Origin of the sequence: Pseudomonas sp. WC2401 (assembly GCF_041200115.1) — a bacterium.
Taxonomy (GTDB): domain Bacteria; phylum Pseudomonadota; class Gammaproteobacteria; order Pseudomonadales; family Pseudomonadaceae; genus Aquipseudomonas; species Aquipseudomonas fragi.
The window spans coordinates 4,578,435-4,591,369 of the sequence record NZ_CP165623.1; the positions used below are offsets into that span (position 1 = coordinate 4,578,435).

Annotated in this window: 11 protein-coding genes; 10 read left to right on the forward strand and 1 reads right to left on the reverse strand. The window is 58.9% G+C overall.

Annotated features, from left to right (window positions below; genetic code table 11):
• Nucleotides 1-19 precede the first annotated feature (19 nt).
• From AB3G35_RS20965 to AB3G35_RS20985, 5 genes are all read left to right on the forward strand, one after another.
• Complete coding sequence (locus tag AB3G35_RS20965; RefSeq protein ID WP_106117187.1) at nucleotides 20-538, forward strand: RNA polymerase sigma factor; 519 nt, start codon at nucleotides 20-22, stop codon at nucleotides 536-538.
• 51 nt (nucleotides 539-589) lie between these two features.
• On the forward strand, nucleotides 590-1,558 hold the full coding sequence (locus AB3G35_RS20970; protein WP_016782066.1) for a FecR domain-containing protein: 969 nt from the start codon (nucleotides 590-592) through the stop codon (nucleotides 1,556-1,558).
• A 118-nt stretch (nucleotides 1,559-1,676) separates the two neighbouring features.
• The gene (locus AB3G35_RS20975) at nucleotides 1,677-4,274 is read left to right on the forward strand and encodes a TonB-dependent receptor (RefSeq protein WP_095004595.1); all 2,598 of its coding nucleotides are present in this window, start codon (nucleotides 1,677-1,679) and stop codon (nucleotides 4,272-4,274) included.
• A 112-nt stretch (nucleotides 4,275-4,386) separates the two neighbouring features.
• Nucleotides 4,387-4,995 (forward strand): biliverdin-producing heme oxygenase, encoded by a 609-nt coding sequence (locus tag AB3G35_RS20980; protein WP_095029877.1) that lies wholly within the window; start codon nucleotides 4,387-4,389, stop codon nucleotides 4,993-4,995.
• Nucleotides 4,996-5,052: 57 nt separating this feature from the next.
• A complete protein-coding gene (locus AB3G35_RS20985; RefSeq protein ID WP_016782063.1) occupies nucleotides 5,053-5,454 on the forward strand; it encodes a YbaN family protein in 402 nt (133 codons plus the stop codon).
• Between the two features lie 152 nt (nucleotides 5,455-5,606).
• On the opposite strand, the gene arcD (AB3G35_RS20990) is transcribed toward AB3G35_RS20985, so the two are convergent.
• On the reverse strand, nucleotides 5,607-7,034 hold the full coding sequence (arcD, locus tag AB3G35_RS20990) for an arginine-ornithine antiporter (RefSeq protein ID WP_369782051.1): 1,428 nt from the start codon (nucleotides 7,032-7,034) through the stop codon (nucleotides 5,607-5,609).
• Nucleotides 7,035-7,488: 454 nt separating this feature from the next.
• On the opposite strand from arcD (AB3G35_RS20990), the gene arcD (AB3G35_RS20995) reads away from it, so the two are divergent.
• The 5 genes from arcD (AB3G35_RS20995) to AB3G35_RS21015 all read left to right on the forward strand — a co-directional run bounded on the left by arcD (AB3G35_RS20995) (nucleotide 7,489) and on the right by AB3G35_RS21015 (nucleotide 12,796).
• Entirely contained in the window at nucleotides 7,489-8,916 is a 1,428-nt protein-coding gene (arcD, locus tag AB3G35_RS20995) for an arginine-ornithine antiporter (protein ID WP_029611554.1), read from the forward strand.
• 33 nt (nucleotides 8,917-8,949) lie between these two features.
• A complete protein-coding gene (gene arcA / locus AB3G35_RS21000; protein ID WP_016782060.1) occupies nucleotides 8,950-10,206 on the forward strand; it encodes an arginine deiminase in 1,257 nt (418 codons plus the stop codon).
• A 77-nt stretch (nucleotides 10,207-10,283) separates the two neighbouring features.
• Nucleotides 10,284-11,294, forward strand: a complete 1,011-nt coding sequence (locus tag AB3G35_RS21005) for an ornithine carbamoyltransferase (protein ID WP_016782059.1) — start codon at nucleotides 10,284-10,286, stop codon at nucleotides 11,292-11,294.
• 157 nt (nucleotides 11,295-11,451) lie between these two features.
• The gene (gene arcC, locus AB3G35_RS21010; RefSeq protein WP_016782058.1) at nucleotides 11,452-12,381 is read left to right on the forward strand and encodes a carbamate kinase; all 930 of its coding nucleotides are present in this window, start codon (nucleotides 11,452-11,454) and stop codon (nucleotides 12,379-12,381) included.
• 55 nt (nucleotides 12,382-12,436) lie between these two features.
• Nucleotides 12,437-12,796 carry a DUF5064 family protein gene (locus AB3G35_RS21015; RefSeq protein WP_016782057.1) on the forward strand — a complete coding sequence of 120 codons (360 nt, stop codon included), beginning with the start codon at nucleotides 12,437-12,439 and terminating at the stop codon, nucleotides 12,794-12,796.
• Nucleotides 12,797-12,935: the final 139 nt, after the last annotated feature.

The window sequence follows — 12,935 nt, forward strand, 5'->3', positions numbered from 1 at the left end:
AAATCGGTCGGGTAGCACTGTGAGCCAGTCCCACTTCAATCAAGTCTTCCTTACCCAACGGGTATCCCTGCTGCGCACGCTGGAGCGGATGGTCAACAACCACAGCACCGCCGAAGACCTGCTGCAGGAGACTTACCTGCGCGTAACCCGGGCCTTGAGCGAGCGTACCGTCGAGCACCTTGAGCCCTTTGTGTTCCAGACCGCACGCAATCTGGCGCTGGATCACCTGCGCGCCCGGCGCATCCAGTCACGCACCGTGGTCGAAGATGTGCCCAACGAGGTTATCGAAGGCGTTGCCTCCCCCCTCAGCACCCCCGAAGAAGCCCATCAAGCCGCGCAATTGCTGGAGCGCCTGAGTGTGAGCCTGAGCCAGTTAAGCGCCCGTCAACAACGGATTTTCATCCTCAGCCGCCTGCACGGCTGCAGTTATCAAGAGATTGCCGAAGAGCTTGACGTTTCCTTGAGCACGGTTCAAAAGGAACTCAAACTGATCATGGCAATCTGCATCGGGGTAGCCGACAGACTCAATCGCCCTTAACCTTGACCGGCGATGCCTGTAAGAACGCTCTGAAACTGCCAAGGAACATCCGTGACGGACACTCACAAATCTGCCGTGCCAGAACTGGCGCACGACGTGCTGCAGGACAGCGCCATGGATCAGGCTCTGGACTGGCTGATTACCCTTGAGTGTGCGAGCGACGAACAAAAGCGCGCCTTCGAAACCTGGCTCAATGCCGACCCTGCCCATGCCCAGGCCTTTGCCAAGGCCAACGCGATCTGGAACGGCGAACCGCTTTTGGCCGCCGCGCAAAACCTGCAAATCCGCCGCACGCCCAGCCTGCTGCGGCGCATCGGGCGGCACTGGAAGCACCTGGCAACCGCCGCAGTGGTGATTATCAGCGTCGGCAGCTACAGCAATGTCCCGTTACGCCTGCAAGCCGATCACTTGACCGTGGTGGGCGAGCGCCAGCGCCTGCAACTTGAAGATGGCTCCAAAGTGCTGCTTAACACCAACTCGGCGTTTTCCAGCAAGGTGGTCAATGCCCAGAGCAGCGCGCGCCTGTATCAGGGCGAAGCGTACTTCGAGATCCCCGCCGATCTGGAGTTCCCGCTGGTACTCGACGCCGGCCCCGTGCGCGTCAGCGTGCGCGACACCGCCTTTGCGGTGAGCTACCTCAACGGCGAGGCGCAGGTTCGGGTGCAACGCGGCGATGTCGATTTACGGGTCAATAGTGCCGGCGCACAAATGCGCCTCTCGGCCGGTAACAGCGTGCGCATTGGCCCCAACGGCTTCAGCAAGACCGCCCGGCTCAACCCCCAGACCGACCTGGCCTGGGTACAGGGGCGCCTGGTGTTTGAAAACTGCCCGATGGGCAAGGTGCTGGACGAAGTGCGGCGCTACTACCCCGGCTGGATCGTCAACAACAACGACAAACTCGCCAACGTGGCAGTCACCGGCAACTACCGGCTGGATCAGCCGCTGGATATCGTCCGTTCACTGGCCCACATCACCTCAAGTAGCCTTTCAGAATTTCCGGCTTTGGTAATTCTTAATTAAAAGTAGGTTTTTTTACTCGATAGCCTAAGGTCATACGTCTCGTTGTAGTCAATGCAACTGATTCGCATTTTGAGTCAGCTTCGCAACTATAAGATTCGTTCACCACGGAGCGCTATCAATGCCCACTCGTTTCAACAGCCGGACCTCATCCAACGCCCGCAAGGGCGGTTTGCAGCAGTGCACGTTGTCGTTGTTGACCGCCGCCATGCTTCTGGCCGGTGTACAGGCGGCTCCAGTCCTGGCGGCGACCGATGAGCAGCCGGCGACGCGCTCCGTGGGCAATTACAAGTTTGCGATCTCTCAGCAGCCACTGGCCTCTGCCCTGAATGACTTCAGCGCTGTCACCGGCTGGCAGGTCGGCCTGCCGGCAGAGCTGGCGCAGAATGTGTCCTCGCCCGGTGTACGCGGCTCGCTTACCCCGGAAAAAGCCCTGGACCGCCTGTTGATCGGCACCAACCTGGGATACCGCAAACTGGCCAGCAACAATATCGTGCTGGAAAAGCGCAGCAGCTCCTCCGGCACCCTGGCCCTGCAACAAGTGACCATCAGCGCCACCCGCCAGGAGCAGGACGTGAACTCGGTGCCCAGCACCATCACCGTCCATGACCGCCAGGATATGGACCGCGATAACGTCAACACCATCAAGGACCTGGTGCGCTATGAGCCGGGTGTCTCGGTAGGCGGCGCCGGCCAGCGTGGCGGCATCAGCAACTACAACATCCGCGGCATCGACGGCGACCGGATCCTGACCCAGGTGGACGGCGTCGAGATCCCCAACTCGTTCTTCAACGGCCCGTACGCCAAGACCCAGCGCAACTACGTCGACCCGGAAATCATCAAGCGCGTCGAAATCCTGCGTGGCCCGGCGTCCGTGCTGTACGGCAGCAATGCCATCGGCGGCGCCGTCAGCTACTTTACCCTCGACCCCAATGACATCATCAAGCCGGGCCAGGACGTCGGCGCCCGCCTCAAGGCCGGCTACAGCTCGGCCGATCGCAGCTGGTTGAAGTCCGGCACCGTGGCCGGCCGCTCCGGCGACTTCGACGGCCTGCTGCACCTGAGCCAGCGCGACGGCCATGAAACCGAGTCCTACGGCGATCACGGCGGCACCGGCCTGTCCCGCACCGCGGCCAACCCGGAAGACACGAAAACCACCAACGTACTGGCCAAGCTGGGCTGGAACTACAACGATGACGACCGTCTGGGCTTCACTTACGAGAAGTACAAGGACCGCCTCGACATCAATGAAAAAAGCGCCGTCGGTGGCCCGTTCAACAATGGCCAGCCGCTGGGCATGTACCTGTCGCGCAACGGCAAGGACACCATCAGCCGCGAGCGTTTTGGCCTGGAAAACAGCATGGCGCTGGACACCGCCGTGGCTGACCACTTCAAGTGGAGCCTGAACTACCAGATCGCCAAGACTGACCAGAACACCCTGGAAGACTACTTCCCCTTCAGCCGTCATGTGATGCGTTCGCGCAACACTACCTACGAAGAAAAAACGTGGGTACTGGATGCCCAGGCGGACAAGGCTTTCCATATTGCTGACACCGATCACCTGCTGACCTACGGTGCCACTATCAAGCACCAGAAAGTCACCGGTTCGCGCAGCGGCTCGGGCACCTGCCTGGCAGTAGGCAGTGGTTGCACCGCCGTGGGCGCCGACAGCCCGAAAGACTATCTGGTCAAGTCCAGCGACTTCCCGGACCCGACCATCAACACCTACAGCCTGTTCGCCCAGGACCAGATCAGCTGGAACAACTGGACCTTTATGCCGGGCCTGCGCTACGACTACACCAAGCTGACGCCGCATATCACCCAGGAATTCCTCAACACCGTCAACAGCGACCAGAAAGGCACCGTCAGCGATGACGACAAAACCTGGCATCGCCTGTCGCCAAAACTGGGCATCACTTACGCGTTCAACGACAACTACACCTGGTACGGCCAGTACGCCGAGGGTTTCCGCACCCCGACCGCCAAAGCACTGTATGGCCGCTTTGACAACCTGCAGGCGGGCTACTCGGTAGAGCCGAACCCGGACCTGGAGCCGGAAAAAAGCAAAAGCTACGAGACCGGCCTGCGCGGCAACTTTGACGCTGGCTCCTTCGACGTGGCGGTGTTCTATAACAAATACCGCGACTTCATCAATGAAGATGCCATCACCCCCGGCTACGACGATCTCAAGTTCCAGGCCAACAACATCAAGCACGCCACCATCAAGGGTGCCGAGGTCAAGGGCCGTTTGAACCTGGACGCTTTCGGCGCGCCACAGGGCCTCTACACCCGTGGTTCGGTGGCTTATGCCCACGGCCGCAACGAAGACACCGGCCAGCCGATCAACAGCGTCAACCCGCTGACCGCCGTCATGGGCCTGGGCTACGAGCAGCAGAACTACGGCGCACTGGTGAGCTGGACCCTGGTCAAGAGCAAGGATCAGGTTGACGACACCAGCTACTTCGCCCCCGATGGCACCAGCAAGCAGTTCAAGTCGCCGGGCTATGGCGTCGTCGACCTGACCGGCTTCTATAAAGTCACCAAGGACGTCACCGTCAACGCCGGCCTGTACAACCTGACCGACAAGAAATACTGGAACTGGGATGACGTGCGCGGCTACGACAGCGTGGGTGAAGCCGGCGTGCTGAACCCGGCCAATATGGAGCGCTTGACGGCTCCGGGCCGCAACTTCTCGATCAACCTGGTATGGGATATCTGATCGACCCATCTCATTGCGCAGGCTTTTGCTCTGCGCAGTGAGGATTTTTTACTGTGATGCGTCTTCCTGATCGTCTAGTTACAAAGCGCATCTCATTCTCAAGGATATTTTCATGACCACTGCTGATTCCGCATCACGCCCGGCCTTGCGTTCCCAACGTCTGAACCAGATCACCAACGAGCCGCATCAAAAGCTCGACGCACTGGTCAAGGCACACAAGCCATTTGATGACGTGGCCAGCTTCGCCCGCTTTGTCGTGGCCCAGTACCTGTTCCAGTCGGAACTCAAGGCGCTGTACACCGACCCGGCCCTGAAACAAATCGTCCCTGACCTGCCAGAGCGCTGCCGCGCCGAGCAAGCCAAGGCCGACCTGGCTGACCTCAATACCGAAGTGCCTGCTCCGGTTGCCGGCGCGGTCAATTCGCCAAGCAAGGCCGAAGCCCTGGGCTGGATCTTCGTATCCGAGGGTTCCAAGCTGGGTGCTGCGTTCCTGATCAAGCGTGCCGTAGGCCTGGGCCTGAGCGACACCTTCGGTGCCCGCCACCTGGGCGAGCCTGCCGGTGGCCGTGCCGAAGGCTGGAAAAGCTTTATCCGCACCCTCGACGGCCTGGAACTGACTGCCGAAGAAGAAGCCGACCTCGACAAAGGTGCAGTAGCGGCCTTTGAGCGTTTTACCGTATTACTGGAACACGCCTACGCTGCTCAGCCAGAACTGGCTTAAGCTGACAGGCCCGGCCAGCGCACGCTGGTCGGGTGTCCTTTTATGCGTCCTGAGCTTATGACCCGCCAAACCCGATCTTCGTCGAAAATCGCCCGAATCCTGTTCGGCTTGCTGGCCTATGTGAGCCTGGGCATTGGCCTGATCGCCATCGTGATTCCCGGCCTGCCCACTACCGAATTCATTCTGCTCGCCGCCTGGGCTGCGACCAAAAGCTCCCCGCGCCTGAGTGCCTGGTTGGAGAACCACCGCCTGTTCGGGCCGATCCTGAGCAACTGGCGCAACGGCAAGATCATCAAGCGCAACGCCAAGATCAGCGCCACCGTGAGCATGCTGCTGTGTGCCGGGTTGATGCTGTATGTGCTGGATCACAACTGGCCAGTGTTCCTGGCGATTGCCGGCATGAGCATGGGTAACCTGTGGATCTGGTCGCGGCCAGAGCGCTTGCCAAGCCCTTCGTAGCAGCTGACGAGCCTGCGAGGCTGCGTCCGGCGGCGAAGCCGTCGTAAAACCAGAATACCGCTTTAACCTGACACGACGAAGTTGCCTGATTTACGACGGCTTCGCCGCCGAACGCAGCCTCGCTCCGCTCGTCAGCTGCTACGAAAGACACATCACAAGGATATTGCCCCGCTATACAGCGCATACGCCGCCGCCACTGCCGTGATCACCACCATCGCGAAAATCACCTTCTCCCACGGCTTGAACAGCACTTGACCCTGCTCGCGCTTGGCCTTGGCAAAGAAGAAAACCCCCGGGGCATACAGCAACGCCGAGAGCAGCAAGTACTTGGGCCCCGCCGCATACAGCAGCCACATCGCATAGATCAGTGCCACAGCGCCCACCAGCAGGTCCTTGACCCGCCGCCTGCCCGCCCGCTCGTAAGTCTCGCCCCTCACGCAAAGCAACACCGCATAAGCCGCCGACCACAGGTACGGCACCAGGATCATCGACGACGCCAGATAGATCAGGCTGGTGTAGGTGCCCGCAGACACCAGGGTGATCACCAGAAAAATCTGGATCATCGAGTTGGTCAGCCACAAGGCATTGACCGGCACATGGTTAGCGTTTTCCTTTTTCAGGAACGCCGGCATGGTGTTGTCCCGCGCCGTGGCATAGAGGATCTCGGCACACAGCAGTGCCCACGACAGCAGCGCCCCCAACAGCGAGATCGCCAGGCCGATACTGATCAGGATCGCGCCCCACTCCCCCACCACATGCTTGAGCACCCCGGCCATCGACGGGTTCTGCAGATTGGCCAGCTCAGGCTGGCTCATGATCCCCAGGGACAGCACGTTCACCAGCACCAGCAAGGCCAGCACGCCAAGAAAGCCGATAACCGTAGCCTTGCCCACATCCGAGCGCTTTTCTGCACGCCCGGAATACACGCTGGCCCCTTCAATGCCGATAAATACGAAGACCGTGACCAGCATCATGTTGCGCACCTGGTCCATCACGCTGCCCAGGCTCGGCGTTTGTGTGCCCCAGAAATCCCGGGTGAAAATATCCACCTTGAAGGCCACCGCCGCGAGCACGATAAACATCACGATAGGGACGATTTTGGCCACGGTGGTCAACTGGTTGATAAACGCCGCTTCCTTGATCCCGCGCAGCACCAGGAAATGCACGCCCCACAGCAGCAACGATGCGCAACCGATGGCCATTGGCGTGTTGCCCTGGCCAAACACCGGAAAAAAATAGCCCAGGGTGCTGAAGAGCAGTACGAAGTAGCCGACGTTGCCCATCCAGGCACTGATCCAGTACCCCCAGGCAGACGAGAAACCCATGTAGTCACCAAAGCCCGCCTTGGCGTAGGCATACACCCCCGAGTCGAGTTCCGGCTTGCGATTGGCCAGGGTCTGGAACACAAAGGCCAGCGCCAGCATGCCCACTGCGGTGATTGCCCAACCTATCAACACGGCACCGCCGGCAGCATGCTCGGCGATATTTTGTGGCAACGAAAAAATCCCGCCGCCAATCATCGAACCCACAACCAACGCGATCAGGGCGTTGAGCCTAAGCTTTTGCGTCTGTTGCGACATCGTCACCTCGCCGAACTGCCAAGTTAAAACTCATGAATATCAGGCTACAGATGTTCACTGACTAAATATATGCACGCCCCACACGTTTAATAGATCGACGCAATAAGCCTGCGCTCCCTGATAAGCATTTTGCCTATTGAAACCTAAAAAACCGTTCATATATAGGTGACGATTTAATTTCATGGAGGGGTTCATGAAACTTGAAGATGACATTTGCAAATCTGGAAATACTGGCTAGCTTCAATCCCCACGACACCGTGGGTAACGAACGTGTTAATACCTGAAAACATCTCTGGAGTAAGGCTTTCAGGAAGCGTCATAAAAATGCGTGATCGCGACCTTCCCCGCTCTATCAACAATGGAATGTAGTAATGCCCTGATCTATGTCAAATGGCTTAAATATCAATGGACTTAACTTTGAAGCCTCACTTCTCCTAGATTGGAGTCACTACAAATGTCTGATACTCCTGGAAAACTGCGACTGGGTGCGTTGGTTGCTCTGGTAGTCGGCTCAATGATTGGCGGCGGTATTTTTTCGCTGCCACAAAACATGGCCGCCAGCGCTGATGTCGGTGCAATCCTGATCGGTTGGGCAATTACCGCAGTCGGTATGTTGACCCTCGCTTTTGTGTTCCAGACCCTCGCCAATCGCAAACCTGACCTGGACGGCGGCGTGTATGCCTACGCCAAGGCCGGGTTCGGCGATTACATGGGTTTCTCGTCTGCCTGGGGGTACTGGATCAGTGCCTGGCTGGGTAACGTCGGCTACTTCGTCTTGCTGTTCAGCACCCTGGGTTACTTCTTCCCGATCTTCGGCGAAGGCAACACCCCGGCGGCCATCATCGGCGCCTCGATCCTGCTCTGGGCCGTGCATTTCCTGGTACTGCGCGGGATCAAGGAAGCAGCGTTCATCAACCTGGTAACCACCGTTGCCAAGGTCGTGCCGCTGGTGCTGTTTATCCTGATTGCCCTCTTCGCGTTCAAACTGGACATCTTCACCAGTGACATCTGGGGCGTGAAAAACCCGGATCTGGGCAGCGTGATGGACCAGGTGCGCAACATGATGCTGGTCACCGTATGGGTGTTCATCGGTATCGAAGGCGCAAGCATCTTCTCTTCCCGTGCCGAAAAACGTTCGGACGTGGGTCGGGCCACCGTGATCGGCTTTATCACCGTGCTGCTGTTGCTGGTACTGGTGAACGTGCTGTCGCTGGGCATCATGACTCAGCCTGAACTGGCAAAACTGCAAAACCCTTCGATGGCGGCCGTGCTTGAGCATGTGGTCGGTCACTGGGGTGCGGTACTGATCAGCGTCGGCTTGATCATCTCGCTGCTGGGTGCCCTGCTGTCCTGGGTACTGCTGTGCGCAGAGATCATGTTCTCGGCGGCCAAGGACCACACCATGCCGGCCTTCCTGAAAAAGGAAAACGCCAACCATGTACCGGTCAACGCCCTTTGGCTGACCAACGCGATGGTGCAGCTGTTCCTGATCATCACCCTGTTCTCGGCCAGTACTTATCTGTCGCTGATCTACCTGGCGACCTCGATGATCCTGGTGCCTTACCTCTGGTCTGCAGCCTACGGCTTCCTGCTGGCGGTACGCGCCGAGACTTACGAGAACGCCCTGGCAGAGCGCAAGAAAGACCTGATCATCGGCGGTATCGCGCTGATCTACGCCATCTGGCTGATCTATGCCGGCGGCCTCAAGTACCTGCTGCTCTCGGCCCTGCTGTACGCACCTGGCGCGATTCTGTTCGCCAAGGCCAAGCGTGAAAGTGGCCAACCTGTATTCACCAACATCGAGAAAGTGATTTTTGCCGCAGTCGTGATCGGCGCCCTGGTGGCTGCCTATGGTCTCTACGACGGTTTCCTGACCCTGTAACAACCTGTTTGTGTACTTTGGAGGATGACTGTAATGACCACGGAAAAAGTGAAATACGGCGTGCATTCCGAAGCCGGTAAGCTGCATAAGGTTATGGTGTGTTCCCCAGGCCTGGCTCACCAGCGCCTGACCCCAAGCAACTGCGATGAGCTGCTGTTCGATGACGTGCTCTGGGTCAACCAGGCCAAGCGTGACCACTTCGACTTCGTCACCAAAATGCGCGACCGCGGCATCGATGTGCTGGAAATGCACAACCTGCTGACCGATATCGTTGCCATTCCAGAAGCCCTGGACTGGATCCTGGACCACAAAGTGACCCCCAATCAGGTGGGTGTGGGCCTGGTCAACGAAGTCAAATCCTGGCTCAAAAGCCTTGAGCCGCGCCAAATTGCCGAGTACCTGATCGGCGGCGTGTCGGCAGACGACCTGCCGGACAGCTTCGGTGGCAAGACCATCCAGATGTTCCGTGACTTCCTCGGTCACACCAGCTTTATCCTGCCACCGCTGCCCAACACCCAGTTCACCCGTGACACCACTTGCTGGATCTACGGTGGCGTGACACTGAACCCGATGTACTGGCCGGCGCGTCGTCAGGAAACCCTGCTGACCACCGCGATTTACAAGTTCCACCCCGAGTTCACCAACGCCGACTTCCAGATCTGGTACGGCGACCCGACGGTGGACCACGGCAACGCCAGCCTTGAAGGTGGCGACGTAATGCCAATCGGCAACGGCGTGGTCCTGATCGGCATGGGCGAACGGACTTCGCGCCAGGCCATCGGCCAACTGGCACAAAACCTGTTCAAAAACGGCGCCGTAGAGCGGGTGATCGTGGCCGGTATGCCCAAGTCCCGCGCGGCGATGCACCTGGACACCGTGTTCAGCTTCTGCGACCGCGACCTGGTGACCATCTTCCCTGAAGTCGTGAACCAGATCGTTGCGTTCTCGGTATACCCGGACGACAAGAAACAGGGCGGCGTGGACGTGCGACGCGAGGAAGGCCACTTCCTCGACGTGGTAGCCAAGGCCCTGGGCGTGAAAAAACTGCGTGTCGTCGAAACTGGCGGCAACTCGTTCGCGGCAGAACGCGAGCAGTGGGATGACGGTAACAACGTGGTGGCTCTGGAGCCTGGCGTCGTGATCGGTTACGACCGCAACACCTACACCAACACCCTGCTGCGCAAGGCTGGCGTTGAAGTCATCACCATCAGCGCCTCCGAACTGGGCCGCGGCCGTGGCGGCGGTCACTGCATGACCTGCCCGATCATCCGCGATCCAGTCGACTATTAATAAACCCATTTGATTGCTTGCCCTGGCCCCTAAAAGGGGCAGGGCAAGCCGGTTAACCCGAAACCAAGGAGATCACCATGGCTTTTAACATGAAAAACCGCAGCCTTCTGAGCCTGGTGCACCACACACCACGTGAGTTGCACTTCCTGCTCGATCTGTCCCGCGATCTCAAGCGCGCCAAGTACACCGGTACTGAAGAGCCGCACTTGAAAGGCAAAAACATTGCGCTGATTTTCGAAAAAACTTCGACCCGTACCCGTTGTGCATTCGAAGTGGCCGCCCACGACCAGGGTGCACACGTCACCTATATCGACCCTGTGTCTTCGCAAATCGGCCACAAGGAAAGCATGAAAGACACCGCCCGCGTTCTGGGCCGCATGTTTGATGCCATCGAATACCGCGGCTTTGAACAAGCCGTAGTCGAAGAGCTGGCCAAGTACGCAGGTGTTCCGGTGTTCAACGGCCTGACCGCTGAGTTCCACCCGACCCAAATGATCGCCGACGTGCTGACCATGCGCGAACACAGCGACAAGCCGCTGCACGACATCAGCTACGCCTACCTGGGCGATGCCCGCAACAACATGGGTAACTCGCTGCTGCTGATCGGCGCCAAACTGGGCATGGACGTGCGTATTGCCGCACCAAAAAGCCTGTGGCCAGAAGAGTCGTTCGTTAAGCAGTGCCAGGAATTCGCCAAGGAAAGCGGTGCCAAGATCACCCTGACCGAAGACCCTAAAGCTGCGGTCAAAGGCGTGGACTTTATCCACACCGACGTCTGGGTATCGATGGGCGAGCCGGTTGAAGCCTGGAACGACCGCATCAAGCTGCTGCTGCCATACCAGGTCAACAGCGACATGATCAAAGCGGCAGAAAACCCACGCGTGAAGTTCATGCACTGTCTGCCTGCGTTCCACAACTGTGAAACCAAAGTCGGCAAAGACGTGGCCGAGCACCATCCAAACCTGAAAAACGGCATCGAAGTGACCGAGGAAGTGTTCGAGTCCCCAGTCAACATCGCCTTTGAGCAAGCTGAAAACCGCATGCACACCATCAAGGCGATTCTGGTCGCGGCACTGGCTGATATCTAAGCCTGGCCACGGTAGTCATGTGAACCCATGACTACCGTGGGAGCGGGCTTGCTCGCGATGCAAACACCTCGATCCGTCTGATGCACCGAGGCGATGCCATCGCGGGCAAGCCCGCTCCCACCCACGCGGCTCCCACACTTTTAAAAGGACATCTTCTATGCGTATCGTCGTTGCACTGGGCGGTAACGCCCTCTTGCGTCGCGGCCAGCCCATGACCGCCGAGAACCAGCGCGAAAACATCCAGACCGCTACCGCCCAAATCGCCCGCATTGCCCACGGCAACGAACTGGTCGTGGCCCACGGTAATGGCCCGCAAGTCGGCCTGCTGTCCCTGCAAGCCGCCGCCTACACGGCCGTCGCCCCTTACCCGCTGGACGTGCTCGGTGCTGAAACCGAAGGCATGATCGGCTACATGATCGAACAGGAACTGGGCAACCTGCTGCCACAGGAAGCCGCGTTTGCCACCCTGCTGACCCAGGTTGAAGTCGACCCCAAGGACCCGGCTTTCCAGAAGCCGACCAAGCCGATCGGCCCGGTCTACACCGAAAGCGAGGCCAAGAGTCTGGCCGCCGAAAAAGGCTGGAGCATTGCTCCGGACGGCGACAAGTTCCGCCGCGTGGTGCCTAGCCCAAAACCCAAGCGCATCTTCGAAATTCGCCCGATCAAATGGCTGCTGGAAAAAGGCACCATCGTGATCTGCGCGGGCGGTGGCGGCATCCCCACCATGTACGGCGAAGACGGCAAGCTGCGCGGCATTGAAGCGGTGATTGACAAGGACCTGGCGTCCTCGCTGCTGGCCCAGCAGCTGGACAGCGACCTGCTGGTGATCGCCACTGACGTGAATGCGGCGTTTATCGACTGGGGCAAGCCAACCCAGAAAGGCATCTCCCACGCCCACCCCGACGAGCTGGAAAAACTCGGCTTTGCCTCGGGCTCGATGGGCCCTAAAGTTGAAGCTGCTTGCGAGTTTGCGCGTAAAACCGGCAAGACCGCAGTGATCGGCGCACTGGCGGATATCGAAGCAATCGTTCAAGGTAAGGCCGGTACTCGGGTCAGCACCGAAAAACCGGGTATCACCTACTTCTGAACCCCGGGGCAGGCCTCGGGGCCTGCCCTTTTCCCATTGCACCAAGGAGTACCCTATGGCCTCGTTCGAACCCGGTCACCTGCATATCCATCGCGAACCGCTGCAACCGAGCGACTTTGGGTATGACATCAAGATCGATTACCAGGTCGTTCAGGATCCCAAGGAAGGCAAGTCGATGCAGTTCGACATGCACGGTCAGATCAACCAGAAGGAGTTCAAGGAGTCCTTCACGCTGCCCAAGGACATGGCCTACAACTTTGCCCATGATGCATTCCAGATTGCCGTGAAACATGGCATTCCCAAAACCGCTGACATCCGCTCGATGCACGGTTACTACGACAAGATGTTCGCCGACGTGATGGCCCAGCTCAACCACAAGCCGGGCGACCCGATCAAGCTCGACCATCTGGACTGATTCAGCCACTGGCTGATGGCTGCACTTTTGTGGGAGCGGGCTTGCCCGCGATGCAAACACCTCGATTGATCTGATGCACCGGGGTGATGCCATCGCGAGCAAGCCCGCTCCCACGGAATTTCACCAATCCCCCCCACCA